This is a genomic window from Kineosporiaceae bacterium SCSIO 59966, from assembly GCA_020881835.1.
Lineage (GTDB): Bacteria > Actinomycetota > Actinomycetes > Actinomycetales > SCSIO-59966 > SCSIO-59966.
This window is the reverse complement of sequence record CP052876.1, coordinates 2974447-2992558: the sequence shown is the minus strand read 5'-3', so window position 1 is coordinate 2992558 and position 18112 is coordinate 2974447. Positions and strand designations below refer to the sequence as shown.

Below are 18112 nucleotides of genomic sequence, written 5' to 3'. Positions count from 1 at the left end.
GTATGAGTACCGCCCCGGGACGGCCCGATGCCCCGTCGCAGGACGCTTCACCCACGGTGGCCCAGGGCCGTGACGGTGGGAGGGTGCGTCAAGTCCCCAAGCCGGACCCAGTGGCGTTCCTGGAATCCATCGACGTCGACATCGCCGGCACCCCGGTGCTGCGCGAACTGGATCTGCGGCTGGAGGCCGGCGAGGTGATCGGGCTGCTCGGCCCGAACGGCTCCGGCAAGACCACCTTGCTCAGGGTCCTCGCAGGGCTGCTCGCCCCGGTCGGCGGCCAGGGGCAGGTCCTAGGGGCGGACCTGCGGGCCGGCGGGGCCGCCGGTCGGGCCGCCCGCGCCGGGATCCGAACCTCCGTCGTCCTAGTCGGACACCAGCCCGCGCTGTACCCCCAGCTCGGACTCGGGGAGAACCTTCGCCTCGTCGCGCGGCTCACCGGTCGAGCCGAGGCCGACGCGGCCAGCGCGCTGGAGACGGTCGGGCTGGCGGCGGCGGCGCACCGGCGGGCCGACCACTGCTCCCATGGCATGCTGCGCCGCGCGGACCTCGCCCGCGCCTTCCTCACCGAGCCCCGGTTGCTGCTGCTGGACGAGGCCCACGCCGGCCTCGACCGCGACAGCCTCCACCTGGTCCAGGTGCTCACCGAGCGGGTGCGGGCCCGATCAGGTGCCTGCGTGCTGGTGTCGCACGAACGGGACCGGATGCGACCGCTGGCCGACCGGATCGTCGAGCTCGTGGACGGCGCAGCGGTCCCGCGACCGGTGGCCGCGCGGTGAACGGCACGGTGAGCGTGGGCGAGCAGCTGCGGGCGCTGGTGCGGCTGCAGCTGGCGCTCGAGCGACGCACCGGTGAGGCGCTGCTTGTAGTCGCGCCGTTCGGCACGGTGGCACTGCTGCTGCTGCCGATGGCCGTGGGCACCGACATCCCCCTCCTGCGGCAGGTGGGGCCGGGCTTCTACTGGCTTGTCGTCCTCCTTTTCGGCGTCATGCTGACGGTCCGGCACAGCGCAGAGGATGGGCCCGGGCCACAGGCGCTGCTCGCACAGTGCGGGGTCGACCCGGCCACGCGGGCCCTCGCCCGCGTCGTCGCGGACGCGGTTCTCCTGCTGGCCTTCCAGGTGGTCCTGGCTCCGGTCGCGGTGGCGCTGTACGACCCGCAGGTCCCCGGCTGGCCGTGGCTGCTCCTCGTCCTCCCGCTCGTGGCCGTCGGGCTGGCTGCGCTGGGTGCCCTCGCCGGGGCGGTGTCCGCCGGCGCCCTCGGTCGCGCGACGCTGGGTCCCCTGCTCGTCGTCCCGCTGACCGTGCCGCTGCTGCTGGGGGCCACCCAGGTCATCGAGGCCGCCTGGTACGCTCGGACGCCGTGGCCGTGGCTCCTCTTGACGGGGTTGGCGGACCTACTCGCGCTGCTGGCCACCGTGCTGACCGCACCAGTGCTCGAGGAGGCTGAATGACGCGGGCCGACCGGTCCCTGGCGGTGGCCGCTGGCGGTCTCGTCCTCGTCGGCTTGGCGGCGGCCCTCACGGCACCGCCAGACCGGCTCCAGGGAGACCTGCAGCGGCTGATGTACGTCCACGTGCCCGCCGCCTGGCTGGCGTACCTGGCGTTCGGCCTGACCCTCCTCGGCAGCGTCGCCTGGCTGTGGCGACGCGGTGAGCGGTGGGACCGCCTCGCCGCCTCGAGCGCGGAGGTCGGCGTCTTCTTCACCGGGCTCGCCATCCTCCTCGGTGCGATCTGGGGCAAACCGGTCTGGGGAGTCTGGTGGACCTGGGACCCGCGGCTGGTGACGACTGCGGTGCTCTTCTTCGTCTACCTGGCGTACCTGGCGCTGCGTCGGGCCATCGCGGACGCCGGCCAGCGCGCCCGCCGTAGCGCCGTGTTCGGGGTGGTGGCCTTCGTCCAGGTGCCGGTCGTGCACTTCTCGGTGCTGTGGTGGCGCGGCCTGCACCAGCCACCGACCGTCCTCCGCCCCGGCGACCCCACGATCGACCATGTCATGCTCGCCGCCCTGCTCGTGAACCTCCTCGCGTTCACCGCCGTCTTCGTGGCCGCCCTGCGGTTGCGCATGCGGCTGGCCGCGGACGAGGCCGAGCTGGCGGCCGCCACCATGGCACCGGGACGGCCGGTAGCCGGGGCCGCCGTCGCCGCTCCCGCCGCGGCCGTGCACGGTCCGGAGGCGCGTCATGGCTGACTGGGGCTGGGTGGCTCTTGGATTCGGGACCGCGTACGGCTCGATCGCCGGATACCTGCTCGTTCTTCGGGCCCGTGGCGCCCGGGCGCGCCGCCAGATCGAGGAGCTGCGGTGATCACCCGCGCGTTCGCCGTGCCGGGCATCGGACTGGCCGCCGTGCTGGCCGGGGTGCTGACGTTCGGCAACCTCAACGACAGCCTCGTCTACTACCTCACGCCGCAGGAGGCAGTTGCCGGGCGGGCGGACGCCCCGGCCGGAGAACGGTTCCGCCTCGGCGGCCTCGTGGAGACCGGCAGCGTCGTGGGCACGCCTGACGGGGTCCGGTTCGCCGTGGTCGACGCCTCCGGCGGCAGCCGGGTGGAGGTCCTGCACACCGGCTCCCCCAACCAGCTCTTCCGCGAAGGCATCGGGGTGGTCGTCGAAGGGCAGTGGCGTGGAGACGTGTTCACCTCCGACACCATGATCGTCAAGCATGACGAGGAGTACCGCGCTCCCGCGACCGAGACGGACGGGGAGGCGCCGTGATCTGGGCCGCCGGCGGCTGGGCGGGCGCCATGCTCGGCCTGGCCAGCTCCGTCGTGCTGGCGTGGTGGGCGCTGCGCGCGCAGCGCCGACCCGAGACGGTACGGATCGGGCAGCTGCGCCTGGCCGCCGCCGGCGTCCTCGTGGGCGCCGTGGTCGCCCAGGTGGCCCTCGTCGCGGCATTGGTCACCGACAGCTTCGAGGTGTCCTACGTGGCCGAGACCGGCTCACGGGCCACGCCGCTGCTGTTCAAGATGACGGCGGCGTGGTCGGCGCTCGACGGCAGCGCCGTCCTGTGGGTGCTGGTGCTGGCGGGCTTCACCGCCGCGGTGGCCCGAGGGGTGCCCAGCACGGCCGACCGGCTGGGGACCGGAGCCCTCGGCGTGATGGCGCTCGTGGCCGTCTTCTTCTTCGGGCTGGTCACGACGGTGACCAACCCGTTCCAGGTGATGGCCGACCCCCCGCCGGACGGACCCGGGCCGAACCCGCTGCTGCAGAACCACATCATGGTGGCGTTCCACCCACCGCTGCTGTACCTGGGGTACGTCGGCTTCACCGTCCCGTTCGCCTTCGCGATCTCGGCGCTGCTGCTGCGGCAGGGCGGCGTGGAGTGGCTGCGGCGCACCCGGCGGGCCAACCTCGTCGCCTGGACCGGGCTGACCGGCGGCCTGGTCCTTGGTGCGTGGTGGTCCTACGAGGTCCTGGGCTGGGGCGGCTACTGGGCGTGGGACCCGGTGGAGAACGCGGCGCTGATCCCGTGGCTGGTCGCGACCGCGTTCATCCACTCCGCCGTCGTGCAGCTCAAGCGGGGCATGCTCCAGCTCTGGAACCTCATCCTGGTGGTCTCGACGTTCGCCCTCACGCTGCTCGGCACGTTCCTGACCCGGTCCTCGGTGATCGCCTCGGTCCACGCCTTCACCCAGTCGGCGGTCGGGCCGGTGCTGCTGGCCTTCTTCCTGCTCGTGACGGTGGCCTCCTTCGCCCTGGTCGCCTGGCGGGGCTCGGCGCTGGTGGGCGGCGGTCGCCCGGAGTCCCTGCTCAGCCGGGAGGGCGCCTTCCTCGTCAACAACGTGCTGCTGTCGCTGTACGCGTTCGTGGTGCTCCTCGGCACGCTCTACCCGGTGCTCGTCGAGGCGGTGACCGGTCAGCAGGTCTCCGTCGGCCGCCCCTTCTTCGACCGGATGGCGGTGCCGCTGTCCTTCGCCCTGCTGCTCGCCATGGGCGTGGGGCCCTTCCTGCCCTACCGCCGGGCGAGCGGCCGCGCGTTCTGGCGGCGGCTGGCATGGCCGGTGCTGCTGGGCAGCCTGTCCGCGGCCGGCCTTGTGCTGGCCGGCGTCACCGCCCCGACGGTGGTGGTCGTGGTCCTGCTGGCGGTAACCATCGCCGCGGCCAGCGCTCGCGAGCTGATCGTCACCGCGCCGCAGCGCTCACTGCAGGGGATATGGCGCCTGGCCCGGGGCCGACGGGGCTATTGGGGAGGCCAGCTGTCCCACATCGGCGTTGCCCTCGTTGCGGTTTCCATCGCGGCCTCCGGCGCGCTGGGCCAGCGGGACTCCGCCGACCTCGAGCTCGGCGACAGTGTCCGCTTCGCCGGCTACACAGTCACGTACGTGGACGACGTCGAGCGTGAGCTGCCGGACCGCACCCTGCGTGCCGCCCGCCTGGAGGTCAGCCGCGATGGCGAGGCACCGCGGACGATGGAGCCCGCCCTGACGACGTTCCGGAACCAGCCACAGGCTGTCGGGACGCCGGCGGTCTGGACCAGACCCACCGGCGACGTGTACGTCGCGCTCACGCGGCTGGAGCCCGGGTCGATCACGGTCAACCTGTCCACGCACCCGCTGATGTGGTTGCTGTGGGCGGCCGGTGCCCTCGTCATGGTGGGCGGGGCGTGGGCACTGAGCGGACGGCGCCTGACGTCGCGGGCTGGTGACCGGCTCCCCGGGCCCACTCCGCCGTCCGAGAAGGTGCCCGCCGGTGCGTGAGACGGCCCGGCGGACCGCCCTACCCGCCCTCCTGCTGGTGGCCCTCGGGATCGTGGCCTGGGGCCTGCTGGCCGGCCCGAACCCCGCAGAGGACAGAGCTTACGCGCTCGAGCAGCGCCTGCGCTGCCCGACTTGCCAGAGCGTCTCGATCGCCGACTCGCCATCTCAGACGGCTGCCGCGATGCGGCAGGAGGTCGAGCAACAGGTGGCCGCCGGCCGCAGCGACGAGGAGGTGTTCGACTACTTCCGCGCCCGTTACGGCGACTGGGTGGTGCTCGACCCACCGGCGCGCGGGGTGACGCTGCTCGTGTGGCTGCTGCCGGTCGGGGCGGCCGGGGTCGCCCTTGCCGTTCTCGCGACGCTGCCGCGGCGGCAGGTTCCGCCGCTGCCGGAGGAGGAGCGCGAGCGCGTCCGCCGCGAGGTCGCCGGGATGCGTCCGGTCACCCCCGACGACGAGGAGCCGTGATGATGGCCGCCCGCCAGTCGTCTCCCAGCCGTGCCCAGTTGGAACGGCAGCGGGACCAGGCCCTGCGTGACCTGCTCGAGCTGGAGCAGCAGGTTCGTACCGGCGACGTGCCACCGCGCCCGGCCGCCGAGCTGAGACGCCGCTACGAACGAGCGGCGGCGGAGGCCCTGGCGCTGCTGGACGGCAGCGAACCGGCCGAGGAGGCAGGTTCCAGCCGACAGCGCCGCGTCGTGACGTGGCGCGCCGTGGTCTACGGTGCGGGCGCGCTCGCCGCGGTCGTGGCACTTGGGGTCGTCCTCCCGCCTACCCTGCAAGACCGGCCCGTGGGCGGCTTCGTCACCGGCAACGAGGTCTCGCAAGGCTCACCCGCGCCAGCCCCCTCCGCCCCCCCGACCGGGCGTGACCTGTCGAAGGTCACCGACGCGGAGATGGAGCGCGTGGTCGAGGCGAACCCCGACGTGGTGGGAATGCGCCTGGCGCTGGCCGAGCGCTACCGCGACCAGGGCGAGTTCGACAAGGCCGTCCCGCACTACCGCGAGGTGCTCGAGCGCCAGCCGGACAACGCAGAAGCCCTTGCGTCGCTGGGCTGGATCCTGCTGCAGCTGGACGACGCCGCGGAGGCAGCGCGCTTCGCCGACGAGGCACTCCAGCGCGATCCTGCCTTGCCCCTGGCCTGGTGGGTGCGGGCCAACGTCCGGCTCTACGGCCAGGACGACCCGAGCGGCGCCGTGGAGGCGCTGCGCCGGATGCAGGAGCTGCCGCTGGAGCCGGAGGTGCAGGGGCAGGTGGCGACGCTGCTGCAGGAGGCACGGGCCAGCGCGGCAGCCGGAGGCGGCGGTTGAGGGCGCGCCGGGCCGCCGGGATCCCGGCCGCACCCTCGTCCGGGGAGCAGCGCACACCGGAGCCGGACCAGGACGGCCACGTCCCGCCGCAGGGGGCCGTCTCTGCCCTGAGCACCGCAGGCACCCAGACCCGCCCGCGAGCACGGGCCCTGTGGTGGTTCGGCGCCCTGGTGCTCGTCGCGGTGGTGGGCCTGGGCGCCGTGCTGGGTGCCCGGCTCGGGACCGACCCCACGCTCGTGGACTCCCCCCTCATCGGAAAGCCGGCCCCCGACGTCCAGTGGCCCTACCTGGAGAAGGAGGGGGCCGTGCGCCTGGCGGACCTACGAGGCCAGGTGGTGGTCGTCAACTTCTGGGCCTCCTGGTGCGTCCCGTGCCGCCAGGAGCACCCGGAGCTCGTTGCCGCTGCCAACGCCTACGCGGACGCCGGCGTCACCTTCGTCGGGGTCAACTATCAGGACCAGAAGGCCACCGCGGTGGCCTTCCTGGACGAGCTGGGCCGGGGCGAGCGCTACCAGTACGTCGTGGACTCCGGCTCGAGGGGCGGGCTCGAATTCGGCGTCTACGGGGTTCCCGAGACGTTCGTGATCGACCGCGACGGGACGATTGTCGCCAAGATCACCGGCGCCTCGACCTTCCCCCTGCTTGCGAGCACTCTGGACCAGGTGCTGGCCGGCAAGTCCCCGGGCGAGATGGTCAACGGTCCGGTGCAGCGCGCGCCCGGCGGTTGACCGACGTGGAGCAGCGCACCTCGGGATGCGCTCAGATCGGCGGCCAGCCGAAGCGGGCGTAGTAGGCCAGGAACCGGCTCATCAGTTCGTTCCAGCTGCCCGTGGCCAGTGCCAGGCCCGTCGCCACCAGCAGTACCCCGCCGGCCACCTCGATCCGCCGGGAGTTGCGTGCCAGCCACTCCGGTCGCCGCTTGCCACGCGCGAGACCGGCAGCGAGGAGAAGGAAGGGGATACCGAGGCCCACGCTGTAGGCGGCCAGGAGCAGTCCACCCCGCCACAGCGTCGCAGTGCTCGCGGCCGTCGCGAGGATCGCGGTCAGGACCGGACCCACGCACGGCGTCCACCCAAAGGCGAACGCGGCTCCCAGCGGGAGCGCGCTGGCCGGACCGCGGCTGAACCTGGACGCATCCACCGCCAGCCGCCGCTGAAGCAGCGGCACCCGAACGACGCCCACCATGGTGAGGCCCACGAGGACAACGAAGGCCCCGCCGACGACGTTGATCACCGATCTGTTCTGCACCAGCAGCAGGCCTAGAGCCGAGGCGGTGACCCCCAACGCCACGAAGACGATGGTGAAGCCGAGCACGAACAGGACGGCGCCGGTCATCACCCGGCGGTTGCTGCGTACCAGGGTGGCGACGTCCCCTCCCGGCGCCGGCATCGGCTCGCGCAGCCCGGACACGTAGGAGACGTAGCCAGGCAGGAGCGGCAGACAGCACGGCGACGTGAACGACACGACACCGGCGACGAGCGCCAGTGACGTCAGGGCGTAGAGCTCCATCGTCACCTGCCTGGTAGAGGGCCACCGTGGGCATCCAGCATGTCGCGGAGGAGACCGATCTCTGCGCTCTGGGAGTCCACGATGGTCTGAGCGAGGCGCCGGACGTCGTCGTCGGCCGCTTGCGCTGCAGCGACCTCTGCCATGGCCACCCCAGCCTGGTGATGCGGGATCATCAGCTGGAGGAAGAGCCTGTCCGCCTCTTCGCCGGCTGCGGCGCGCAATCGGTCCAGTCCTTCGTTGCTGGCCATGCCCGGCATCGTCGACTGCCCTGTCGGCATCGATCCGTCCATGCTGGTCATCGCCGGGGAATCCTCCATCCACGCCATTGCAGGCCGGGACGACGCCCGCGGAAGGTTCCACCGGTCGAGCCAGGCGTACATCTGGCCGATCTGCTGCTGTTGGGTCAACAGGATGTCCAGGGCCAGAGTCGCGACCTCAGGGTCCTGAGTGCGCTCGCGGACCAGCACGGACATCTGCACGGCTTGAGCGTGGTGAGTTGACATGTCGCGGGCGAAGCCGGCCTCGACGGAGTCGTCTGCCGGGGGACTCGTCGGCGCGGCGGCGAGCCGCGACCCGGCGAGCATTCCGGCTGCCGTCGACACGCCGACGATCAGAACCACGGCGGCCCAGCGCCAGGTCCGCCGCATGGACTCGGGGCCGGCAGGTCGCATCACATGCCACCGCTTCCGCCGGTGCATGCCGCACCCGGTTCCGGAGTCTGCTCGCCTTGCAGATACCGGGTCAGGAAGCGTTCCAGGCGCGGGTCCGAGGCGTCGTCCGCTAGCAGCTGCACTCCCCAGGCGCTGGCGGCGACGGGAGTCGCCAGCCCGGGGTAGGGACTGAGCAGGGCGTAGTCTTCGCCGGCGACGAGGTCGTTGAGTCGCTGCACCTGCTCGGCGGAAAGGTCGGGACGGTAGGTGATCCAGACGGCACCGTGCTCCAGGGAGTGGACCGACTGCTCACTGCTCACGGGCTGGCTGTACACACCACAGTTCGTCCACACCGGAGCGTGTTGGCCCCCGACCGGGGGGTCCTGCTCGTACGCCACTGGTTCGGTGACGTGCTCGCGGGGCAGGTCCGGGAACTCGGCGACGCCCTCGATGGGCGCGTTCGCTTCTGCCTCCAGGCGAGCCTGACGGTCACGCTCGCGGACGATGACGAAGACGACGGTCGCCACCAGGCCGACGCACACCAGCACGGCGGCACCGACGACGAGGATGCTGCGCTGTCTCTCCCGCCGCTCTTGTGCTTGCCGCATCGCGGCAACCCGCGCCTGCCGCGCCTGTGCTTCCTTGCTGCGATTGCCCATGGTCCCTTCTTCCTTGCTGTCCGACCGAGTCAGGTGATGGGTAGGGGTTCAGGTCCCCGGCGTGCGCTTCTCCGTAGCACCCTGAGCCATGTCATGTCGATGTTCCGGGTACAGGCCGTGTTCCGGGCCACGAGGCCGGCAGCCTTGCTCTCGTGCCGTCCGCATCTGTCACCGGCGCTCCTGTGGAGCAGAGCGCCAAGAGAGGGGTCGTCCGAAGCAGTTCATGACGCCTGGTCCCCCGCGGCTCGCTCTTGCAGCCAGGCGTTGTAGGCGGCCAGCTCGGCGTCCCCGTCGCGGGCGGCTCGGCGGTCGTAGCGGCGCGCCTCCCGAGCGTCCTCGCGGTGCCAAGCCACAGCCATCGCCACCGCTAGGATGGCGACTGGATAGTCGCCCAGAGCCCAGAACAGCGCACCCCCGGTGTACTGATCCTCGGCGAGGGTGGGCCCCCACGGCCGGTCCAGGGCGGAGAACCACTCCTCGGCCAGCACCTCCGTCGAGCCCATCATCGAAATCCCGACGAACGCGTGGAACGCCATCGTGGCGATGAGAATCACCAGGCGTAAGGGATACGCTGGTCGCGTGGGCCCAGGATCGGGGCCACAGATCACCCATGCGAACAGGTAGCCGACCACGATGAAGTGCGCAGTCATCAGGACGTGCCCACTGTGGGTGCGCATGGACAGGTCGAGTGCCGGGGTGTAGTAGAACGCCAGCAGACTGCCGATAAAGAGCACCGGCGCGACGACCGGGTGACCGACCGCGCGGAGCAGTCTGGAGTGGACGGCGAGGAGAATCCACTCTCGAGGCCCGCGGCTTCCGTCCGTGCGGCGCCTCAGGGTCCGCAGCGCCAGAGTGACGGGCGCGCCCAGGACGAGCATGATGGGCACGAGGGTGCCGATCGTCATGTGCTGCACCATGTGCATGCTGAACAGGACTCGCCCGTAGACGGCCGGGCCAGCGCTGGTCGCCCAGACCAGCACCGCGCATCCGACTATCCAGGCGGTGGCCCGGCCGGTGGGCCAAGCGTCCCCGCGGCGGCGGAGTCGCAGGACTGCGGACAGGTACCAGGCGGCGGCCGCGACGGCGAGGGGCGTGAACAGCGGGTCGATCCGCCACTGCGAGAACCACTGCTCGAACCCCAGCGGCGGAGGCATCGGATAGCCCAGGAGCGACTCGGTCAGGGTGAGCGCTTCCTGCGGGAGACCCGGTCGGACCGGTGACGTGCGCCCCAGCGCGACGGCTAGGCCGACGGCCACAGCCATGACTACTACCTCGACCACTGCCAGTCGGGCGAACCAGCGGCCCCTACCCGCAGGATCGCCGAGGGCTGCGACCACTCTGCGGCGATGCAGCCAGCCGAGGCCACCGAGGAGGACCAGGGCGGCCGTCTTTGCCGCAAGAAGCGACCCGTAGCTCGTGCGCAGTCCCGACAGGCTGTCGACCCTGACGGCGGCGCCGATCACCCCGGAGATGCCCACCAGGGCGAAGCACCACGTCGCGAGCGTGGAGAACCGCCCTACCGCCACCGCGAAGTGCGCCGCCGAGAGGTGACGACGGAGCAGTGCCAGGCCGGTCAGGCCACCGACCCAGGTGCTGGCGGCGACCAGGTGTACGGCTTGGGTGTCGACAGCCGTCTCGTGGTTGCCGGCGCTGCCGGCGTGGCCTGACAACGCCAGCGGCAGCAACGAAGCGATCGCTGTCAAGGTCAGCAGCCCGGCCGAGGTCGTCCGCGTCGCCAGCCACGCCCCCGTCGCTGTGACGCCAACGAGGGCGACACTGACGGCGAGCCACCGACCCAGCTCGAAGTCCACGACGAAGCGCCACAGCGCCGACCCCGTGCCGGGGGCGCTCAACGGGAGTCCCGCGGCCTCGGAGTAGGTGAAGGCGATGACCGCCGCAGCCGCCCAAGCCCAGACCGTAGCTCCGATGGCCGCGAACCGCGCCGCAGTTCGGCGGGCACCGGCCAGCAGGTCGGGGTCGGATCCGGCGGCGGAGGGCAGCACAGTGGCGGACAGCACGAGAAGGCCGACCGTGACGGCCGCGGCAACGTCGCGCACCGCCCGGGCCGCCGGCAGACCCCAGGTCGTCACGGAACCCGCGTCCGGTAGTCCGGGAAGAGGCGCCGGTGTCCCCGTGGTGGCCGCCAGCGCAGCGATCGCCACAGCCGGCGTCCCCAGGATCAGGGCGAGCAGTCCGACCGGCGCCGCCCTTCCCACCACGTTCACTCCCCCCGTCTTCCGCGACGCCACAGCCACAGTCCGGCGACCAGAACCGCTGCGCCGGCAACCGCGGCGGTGGCCAGACCTGGCTTGTCGCTTTCCGGTGTCGTGGCATGCGGATCATCACGATCGGACGAGTGAGGCGGGGTCCGTGTCGGGACCGCGACCGCGGACCCGGCTTCGCCGGGCGTGACGGGCGGCGGCGAGTCAGGCCGCCCGACTGTGAACGGTACGTCGCCCGTGATGGGGTGTCCGTCGCCTGATACGACGCGGAAGGCGACGCGCCACTGCCCTGGCCGGCCATCGGGTAGTGCGGCGATCACGGTCGGGCCTTCCACGGAAGTAGCCAACTGGGAGGGCGGGCCTCCCGCCACAGACAGGGTCACCATGACGAATTCAGGGGCGATGTCGTCCGTGTACGTCAGGCTGATGGTCGAAGGCGGCTTGTCGAGCGATGCGCCAGCCTCCGGGTCCGAGCTGGTGAGCTCGGCATGCGCTAACGCGACACGGGGCCATGCAAGTGCCATCGCCAGACCGGCTCCGGCCACCCACAGCAACCGTCGCCGACCGGTGTGGGCGAAACTCCCGCACCGACGGCTCCCATGCGTTGGCGACGGCTTCACGGGTGCAGCGTGCTCTCGTGGTCCCGGTGCCGGGACGGCTCGACTTGAAAGGTGCAGTGCTCCACGTCGAAATGGTCAGACAGGCAGTCTGCCAGGCCGTCGAGCACCGGGGCGTGGTCCCCCTCGGCCAGTTCGTCCACGACCACGACGTGCGCCGAGAGGACCGGCATGCCGGAGGTGATGGTCCAGGCGTGCATGTCGTGGACGTCGATCACTCCTGGCATCTCCAGGATGTGCGCCCGCACCTCCTCCAGATCGACGTCCTTGGGTGTGGCCTCCAGGAGGATCGCTCCGGCCTCCCTGAGCAGGGCCCAGGCGCGGGGAAGGATCATCAAGGCAACCACGACGGAGGCGACGGGGTCCGCCGCCGTGAGCCCGGTCACCGCGATCACCACTGCGGCGATGATCACGGCCACGGACCCCAGCAGGTCGCCCAGCACCTCCAGGTAGGCACCCCTGAGGTTGAGCGACTGACGCTGGCCCCGGCGCAACAGCAGCAGCGACACCGTGTTCACGAGCAGACCCACGACGGCGACGCCGAGCATGAGCCCGGACGCGATCTCCGGCGGTTCGGTGAAACGTCGGTACGCCTCGATGAGGATGTAGATCGCGAGACCGAACAGCACTAGCGCGTTCACCGCAGCAGCCAAGATCTCAACTCGCTGCAGGCCGAAGGTCCGCCGGGTCGTCGGTGGGCGCTGCGCCAGGGTCACCGCGATCAGGGCCATGGCCATGCCTGCAGCATCCGTGGCCATGTGCCCGGCGTCGGCCAGCAGCGCCAACGATCCAGACAGCAGTCCGCCCACGACCTCCACCAGCATGACCGTCGACGTCAACGCCAGAGCGATGACGAGCCGGCCGCGGTGCGCGGCCGAAGCGGTGGCATGCGTGGGGGCGTGCGAGTGGCCTAGGCCCATCGGTCGTCCTTCCACGAAGTTTGCTTCGTCTGGGGTTTCGAGCCCCGCGCCAGGTCGGCCGGAGCCACTGCTGCGATGAGCGGCCGCGGCACGCCCCCTTCTGACTTACGGCCGCGTGACGCGTCGCGGCTGCCAGGCCAGGGCGTCACTGCTTGCCTCCGAGGTGACCCGGGCCGCCGGCGTTGACGAGCGTGGAGTCGGGCTGCGCCACGTTCTGCGCGCCGACCTCGGGGTGGCACAGGTCGAACGCCGGGGACTACGAGCGGATCCGGGGGATCGAGGTGAAGTTGTGTCGCGGCAGCGGGCAGCTCGTGGCCCACTCCAGCGAGCGGCCATGACCCCACGGGTGTCGACGGTGACCTGCGGCGCGTACCGCCAGGTCTTGTACACGTTCCAGAAGAACGGCAGCATCGAGGCGCCGAGCAGGAACGACCCGAGCGTGGACACCTGGTTCATGCCACGCTCACGTCGACCGCTTCCAGATCGTCTGCTCGACAGACGGTCGCGCTCTGCTGGAGCCATGCTGGACGCCTCTCTCCCACGATTCACTCGATCATTCGCTGACCGTGCCGCTAACCGGATCGCCCACCCTACGACAGGTTGTAGTACGCCAGTCTATGAGGCCGCCCCGCTGACTAGCATGTCCGCATGGCGCTTGGCCCTCTGGAACGAGAGATCATGTCTTGCCTGTGGGCCGCGCAGGGCCCCCTCACCGTCCGCGAGGTGCACGCGGAGCTCTCTGAGCATCGCCAGGTCGCCTACACGACGGTGATGACGGTCCTGCAGCCTGACTCGTGCCACTTCTCCGGGATCTGGTGGGTGCGGGGGGATCGCTGCTGGTCAGAGGGTTGAGTAGGGGGGCTGCGACACACTAATCGGTGGGTAGTGTCGCCGGGTGGTGTTCGTTCGGAAGGTGCGGACGGGGTCGGGGGCGACGGCGGTGCAGATCGCTGAGCGGGCGGGCGGGCGTGACCGGGTGCTGGAGCACGTGGGGTCGGCGCGCACGGCGCAGGAGCTGACGGCGCTGCTGGAGGTCGCCCGCCGCAAGATCCGCCCGGGTCAGGGCGAACTGGACCTCAGCGGTGGGTCGGTGCCCGCTGGTCAGGCGGTCATCACCAGCCGGTCCAGTGCCCTGCTGTGGCACGTCCTGGTCAGCACGTACGCGCGGTTGGGGTTCGACGCGCTCGGGGACGAGGCGTTCAAGCAGCTGGTGCTGGCCCGGCTGGTCGAGCCGACCAGCAAGGCCGACTCTGTGCGTGTCCTGGACGAGCTGGGGGTCGCTCACGCCTCGCTGCGCACGATGTTCCGGTCGCTGGCCCGCTGCCAGGAGCGTGGGTACCGGGACCAGATCGCCAGGGCGTGCTTCGAGCACGCCAGTGTCCACGGTGATCTGTCGCTGGTGCTGTACGACGTCACCACCTTGTACTTCGAGGCTGAGAAGGAGGACGACCTGCGGCGGGTCGGGTACTCCAAGGAACGCCGCGTGGACCCGCAGATCGTCGTTGGGCTGCTCGTGGACCGGGCCGGGTTCCCGCTCGAGGTCGGCTGCTTTCAGGGCAACAAGGCCGAGACGACCACGATCCTGCCGATCATCCAGCAGTTCCAGGCCCGCCACCAGGTCGCGGACATGGTCGTCGTCGCCGACGCGGGGATGCTGTCGGCGGCGAACCTGCGGGAACTGGACGAGGCGAACCTGCGGTTCATCGTCGGCTCGCGGGTCACCAAGGCGCCGGTCGACCTGGCCTCCCACTTCCGCTGGCACGGGGACGCGTTCACCGATGGGCAGGTCATCGACACGATCACCCCACGCTTGTCCACCGGCACCGCCCGCAGCAGCAACGACACCACCAAGCGCGCCGAACCCGTGTGGGACCCGGCCGCGCACGAGCGGTCGTGGCGGGCAGTGTGGTCGTACTCCAGCAAGCGAGCCGCCCGCGACGGCAGGACCCTCACCGCGCAGGAGAACAGGGCCAGGGCAGTGGTCTCCGGGGAGAAGGCCGCCCGCACACCCCGGTTCGTCACGACGGCGAACGGCGCAGTCAGTCTCGACCAGGCGGCCCTGGACCGCGCCCGCCGGCTCGTCGGGTTGAAGGGCTACATCACCAACGTGCCCGCCACGCTCATGGCGGCCAGTGAGGTCATCGACTCCTACCACTCGTTGTGGCAGGTCGAGGCCTCGTTCCGCATGAGCAAGAGCGACCTACGGGCCCGTCCGGTGTTCCACCACGACCGCGACGCGATCGAGGCCCACCTCACTGTCGTCATGGCCGCCCTCGCCGTCGCCCGTCACCTGCAGAACACGACCGGGATGAGCCTCAAGAAGATCATCCAGGCGTTACGCCCGCTGCAGCAGATCACCGTCAACATCGCCGGACACGAACATCCCGCCAGCGACCCCCTCACCGACACCGCCCGCACGATCATCGACGCTGTAGGTGTCAAGTGGCCGACACACTAAATCGGCACGAGTCAGGAGCAGGAACGACCCGAGCGTGGACACCTGGTTCATGCCACGCTCACGTCGACCGCTTCCAGATCGTCTGCTCGACAGACGGTCGCGCTCTGCTGGAGCCATGCTGGACGCCTCTCTCCCACGATTCACTCGATCATTCGCTGACCGTGCCGCTAACCGGATCGCCCACCCTACGACAGGTTGTAGTACGCCAGTCTATGAGGCCGCCCCGCTGACTAGCATGTCCGCATGGCGCTTGGCCCTCTGGAACGAGAGATCATGTCTTGCCTGTGGGCCGCGCAGGGCCCCCTCACCGTCCGCGAGGTGCACGCGGAGCTCTCTGAGCATCGCCAGGTCGCCTACACGACGGTGATGACGGTCCTGCAGCGCCTGGCCCGTAAGGGGTTGGCTGCTCAGGCCCGGGGCGAGAAGGCGCACCGGTACAGTCCTACCGCCACGCGCGAGCAACTGGCGGCCGAAATGATGTTGCAGGCCCTGGGTGAGTTGAACGGCGAAACGGCTCGAGAAGGAGCACTGCTGCACTTCGCGTCCAGGATGAACGACGCAGACAGCTCCGTGATGCGGGCCGCTCTCTCCAGAACTCGAAGTCACGTTCGCAAGCCGCGGCGCCGTCGACGTGAGAACGAATGACGGCCGCGGTGGCTCTGCTGTTCTCCTGGCTCCTGGTCGGCCCGGTGCCAGCGGTGTTGGCGCGGGCGACCTGGCCGCAGACGGTTCCCAGAGCCGCCCTTGCTCTGTGGCATACCGTCGCTCTGGCCATCCTTGCCGGCCTGATGGTGATCGGCGTAGCGGCGATCGACGCGCTCCTCGTCCATCCTGCGGCACTGCCCTGGCCCTGGCTAGCGGGGGCCGGAGCACTGCTCTGCCTGATTGCGTTCGCGGCAGCGATCCACTTCTTCGCGACGGTGGTCGCCCTGACGGTGCGATCGCGGCGAGTTCGGCGTCGGCAACGCCATCTGGCCGCACTGCTCCATGAGCAGCCAGCCGGGCCGCCACTCAACCACGCCCGACCGGGGGTCGCACCCGTCCTGGTCGTCGGCGGCCAAGGTCGGTTCGTATACTGCATTCCAGGGCGCTCGCCGCGGATAGTGATGAGCACGGGAGCGCTGCGGACACTTACCAGCGAGCAACGCGTGGCTGTCGTCTCCCACGAATGGGCGCACCTACGAGGCCGCCACCACCTGATGGTTGGCTTCTTCGCCGCATTGCACCGAGCATTCCCGCTTCCTTCCACGCGAGCCGCCTTACGCGCTGTTCAGTTGCTCGTTGAGATGTTGGCCGACGATGCCGCCCGCCGAGTAGCCGGGAACCGGCCGCTAATGGACGCCCTCTACTCGCTCAGCCCGCTCCACCGCAGTCCGATGGACTTACCTGGCGAGCGTCATGAAGGGGATCCCGACGCGGCCACAACGCGCCGTCTCCGTCGGCTCATGCGCCTTGGGACCACCGTCGCGGAGGCCGGCGACACCAGGAATACTCGCCCCGCCTCTTGGCCGACGATACTTGTGGCAGCACACGCCTACATCCTGTCCATTGCCGTATTGGCAGTGCCCATCGCTCTCGGGACGGCGTCGTGGATTCAGCGCCACGCATAGTCCGGACTTCCGAAGATCGTGAGCACACGAGCGCCTGGATCTGCTTGTTGACCAGCGCAAACGCTGTGAGGGCGCGGGCGGTCGTGTTACTACAGGGCCCTCCTCATCATCCCGACGGGTCTTGGTCCAGGCGTCGGAGCCGTCGATCAGCTCGATCAGGTCCGCATCAGCCCGGTCCCGGACCAGCTCGTCGCGGTCGGCCTGTTCGGGGTCGTGGCAGATCACGAACCGCTCGGCGCGCACCCGTCGGCGGCCGGCCCGAGGGCTCCGCCGGGCTCGACGGTGACTTCCTTGCCCCGCAGGTTCCCGGCCACGGCGCGGTAGCGGCCGGGCCGGGCCAGCGCCGCGGCGGCCTCGGAGTTGGTGGCGCGCAGCTTCTTGGCGTGGATGTAGTGCCCGCCGCCGCGGGTCAGGTAGCCGCGGTTGGCGGCCGAGGCAAACCGCCGGTCGGCCACCCAGACCAGCCGGTGCAGGTTCCAGTCTGATGATCGCGATGTCCGCGGTGTTGCCGGGGAAGGTCCAGCAGCGGATCGGCACCCCCTTGTGGGTCGCCGCCATCCCGATCACCACTTGCGGCAGCTCATCCCGATGGTCCTTGGAGTGGCCGAACGCGAACGTCAGCGCCGCCAACGCGATCAGGACGCCGCAGTTCTGGCTCCTGTGGACCGTGCTGTTCTGCAACGTCACCGCGGGGATCGGCATCCTGGCCCAGGCGTCCCCGATGGTCCAGGACTTCTTCGGCTCGGTGGGGCCCGCGGAGGCCGCCGGCTACGTGGGCCTGCTCAGCCTGGCCAACATGCTCGGTCGCATCGTCTGGTCCTCGACCTCCGACGTCATCGGCCGCAAGCCGACCTACATGGTCTACCTCGGCGCGGGCGCCCTGCTGTACCTCCTCGTCGCGGTCGTCGGCACTGCGTCGGTCGGCGTGTTCGTGCTGCTCACCGCGGTCATCCTCAGTTTCTACGGCGGGGGGTTCGCGACGGTGCCGGCCTACCTCAAGGACCTGTTCGGCGGGTACGAGGTCGGCGCCATCCACGGGCGGTTGCTGACGGCGTGGTCCGCCGCCGGAGTCGCCGGACCACTGCTGGTCGGCGCGACCCTGGACTTCCAGACCGGCCGCGGCGCCGAGGGTGCCGATCTCTACCGGCTCTCCTTGCTGATCACGGTGGGCGTGCTCGTCGTCGGCTTCCTGGCGAACCTCTCGTTCGACCGGTCAGCAGCCGCTTCCACGAGCCGGACCGGACACCCGTCACCGTGGCGAGGGAGACCAGCGATGCGCGCCGATGACGACAAGCCCGTCCTAATCGAGGAGCGTGCCTCCGCGTCGGAGCGGACGGCGGCGACCGTGCTGTGGGTCGTGGTGGCCGGCGCGCTCGCGTACGGCGTCAGCGAGACGATCTCCAAGGTGGCCGCTCTGTTCGGCTGACGCTGCCCTCGTCGAGCGCTGTCTCGGATCCACGCTAGA

General features: G+C 70.7%; 20 protein-coding genes and 2 pseudogenes. 14 read left to right on the top strand and 8 right to left on the bottom strand.

The genetic code is table 11. The features are described from left to right. Positions 1–2: 2 nt before the first annotated feature. From HJG43_14045 to HJG43_14010, 8 genes are all read left to right on the top strand, one after another. On the top strand, positions 3–776 hold the full coding sequence (locus HJG43_14045) for an ABC transporter ATP-binding protein (GenBank protein ID UER55471.1): 774 nt from the start codon (positions 3–5) through the stop codon (positions 774–776). Then, the gene (locus HJG43_14040; protein UER55470.1) at positions 773–1450 is read left to right on the top strand and encodes an ABC transporter permease; all 678 of its coding nucleotides are present in this window, start codon (positions 773–775) and stop codon (positions 1448–1450) included. The genes HJG43_14045 and HJG43_14040 overlap by 4 nt, the downstream gene beginning before the upstream one ends. Continuing rightward, entirely contained in the window at positions 1447–2187 is a 741-nt protein-coding gene (gene ccsA / locus HJG43_14035; GenBank protein UER55469.1) for a cytochrome c biogenesis protein CcsA, read from the top strand. Before HJG43_14040 ends, ccsA begins: the two co-directional genes overlap by 4 nt. Before the next feature lie 111 nt (positions 2188–2298). Beyond that, complete coding sequence (locus tag HJG43_14030) at positions 2299–2712, top strand: cytochrome c maturation protein CcmE (protein UER55468.1); 414 nt, start codon at positions 2299–2301, stop codon at positions 2710–2712. 29 nt (positions 2713–2741) lie between these two features. Then, a complete protein-coding gene (locus HJG43_14025; GenBank protein ID UER55996.1) occupies positions 2742–4694 on the top strand; it encodes a heme lyase CcmF/NrfE family subunit in 1953 nt (650 codons plus the stop codon). A gap of 31 nt (positions 4695–4725) precedes the next feature. Then, positions 4726–5160 (top strand): cytochrome c-type biogenesis protein CcmH, encoded by a 435-nt coding sequence (locus tag HJG43_14020; GenBank protein ID UER55995.1) that lies wholly within the window; start codon positions 4726–4728, stop codon positions 5158–5160. 2 nt (positions 5161–5162) lie between these two features. Further along, positions 5163–6002 carry a tetratricopeptide repeat protein gene (locus HJG43_14015; GenBank protein UER55467.1) on the top strand — a complete coding sequence of 280 codons (840 nt, stop codon included), beginning with the start codon at positions 5163–5165 and terminating at the stop codon, positions 6000–6002. 170 nt (positions 6003–6172) lie between these two features. Next, complete coding sequence (locus HJG43_14010) at positions 6173–6730, top strand: redoxin family protein (GenBank protein UER55994.1); 558 nt, start codon at positions 6173–6175, stop codon at positions 6728–6730. Between the two features lie 31 nt (positions 6731–6761). Here the strand turns inward: HJG43_14010 and HJG43_14005 are convergent, their stop codons facing one another. The 7 genes and pseudogenes from HJG43_14005 to HJG43_13975 form a co-directional block, all read right to left on the bottom strand. Next, a complete protein-coding gene (locus HJG43_14005) occupies positions 6762–7511 on the bottom strand; it encodes a cytochrome C biogenesis protein (GenBank protein ID UER55466.1) in 750 nt (249 codons plus the stop codon). A gap of 2 nt (positions 7512–7513) precedes the next feature. Then, entirely contained in the window at positions 7514–8158 is a 645-nt protein-coding gene (locus HJG43_14000) for a DUF305 domain-containing protein (protein ID UER55993.1), read from the bottom strand. 23 nt (positions 8159–8181) lie between these two features. Further along, the gene (locus HJG43_13995; GenBank protein ID UER55465.1) at positions 8182–8820 is read right to left on the bottom strand and encodes a DUF3105 domain-containing protein; all 639 of its coding nucleotides are present in this window, start codon (positions 8818–8820) and stop codon (positions 8182–8184) included. Between the two features lie 221 nt (positions 8821–9041). Next, positions 9042–11039 (bottom strand): bifunctional copper resistance protein CopD/cytochrome c oxidase assembly protein, encoded by a 1998-nt coding sequence (locus tag HJG43_13990; GenBank protein UER55464.1) that lies wholly within the window; start codon positions 11037–11039, stop codon positions 9042–9044. Positions 11040–11041: 2 nt separating this feature from the next. Next, a complete protein-coding gene (locus tag HJG43_13985) occupies positions 11042–11587 on the bottom strand; it encodes a hypothetical protein (protein ID UER55463.1) in 546 nt (181 codons plus the stop codon). Positions 11588–11658: 71 nt separating this feature from the next. Then, entirely contained in the window at positions 11659–12579 is a 921-nt protein-coding gene (locus HJG43_13980; GenBank protein UER55462.1) for a cation transporter, read from the bottom strand. A 256-nt stretch (positions 12580–12835) separates the two neighbouring features. Continuing rightward, positions 12836–13035 (bottom strand): annotated as a pseudogene (locus HJG43_13975) (cytochrome ubiquinol oxidase subunit I). 192 nt (positions 13036–13227) lie between these two features. Here HJG43_13975 and HJG43_13970 point away from each other — a divergent pair. From HJG43_13970 to HJG43_13955, 4 genes are all read left to right on the top strand, one after another. Beyond that, entirely contained in the window at positions 13228–13431 is a 204-nt protein-coding gene (locus HJG43_13970) for a hypothetical protein (GenBank protein UER55461.1), read from the top strand. Positions 13432–13474: 43 nt separating this feature from the next. Further along, a complete protein-coding gene (locus HJG43_13965; protein UER55460.1) occupies positions 13475–15037 on the top strand; it encodes an IS1634 family transposase in 1563 nt (520 codons plus the stop codon). Positions 15038–15280: 243 nt separating this feature from the next. Then, positions 15281–15682: a transcriptional regulator gene (locus HJG43_13960; GenBank protein ID UER55459.1), complete on the top strand. Its 402-nt coding sequence runs from the start codon at positions 15281–15283 to the stop codon at positions 15680–15682. An 8-nt stretch (positions 15683–15690) separates the two neighbouring features. Next, positions 15691–16647: a M56 family metallopeptidase gene (locus tag HJG43_13955; protein ID UER55458.1), complete on the top strand. Its 957-nt coding sequence runs from the start codon at positions 15691–15693 to the stop codon at positions 16645–16647. 221 nt (positions 16648–16868) lie between these two features. On the opposite strand, the gene HJG43_13950 is transcribed toward HJG43_13955, so the two are convergent. After that, on the bottom strand, positions 16869–17102 hold the full coding sequence (locus HJG43_13950) for a hypothetical protein (GenBank protein UER55457.1): 234 nt from the start codon (positions 17100–17102) through the stop codon (positions 16869–16871). Positions 17103–17140: 38 nt separating this feature from the next. Here HJG43_13950 and HJG43_13945 point away from each other — a divergent pair. Together HJG43_13945 and HJG43_13940 are read left to right on the top strand one after the other, a co-directional pair. Beyond that, positions 17141–17934 (top strand): annotated as a pseudogene (locus HJG43_13945) (MFS transporter). After that, on the top strand, positions 17921–18073 hold the full coding sequence (locus HJG43_13940) for a hypothetical protein (GenBank protein ID UER55456.1): 153 nt from the start codon (positions 17921–17923) through the stop codon (positions 18071–18073). Before HJG43_13945 ends, HJG43_13940 begins: the two are co-directional and overlap by 14 nt. Positions 18074–18112: the final 39 nt, after the last annotated feature.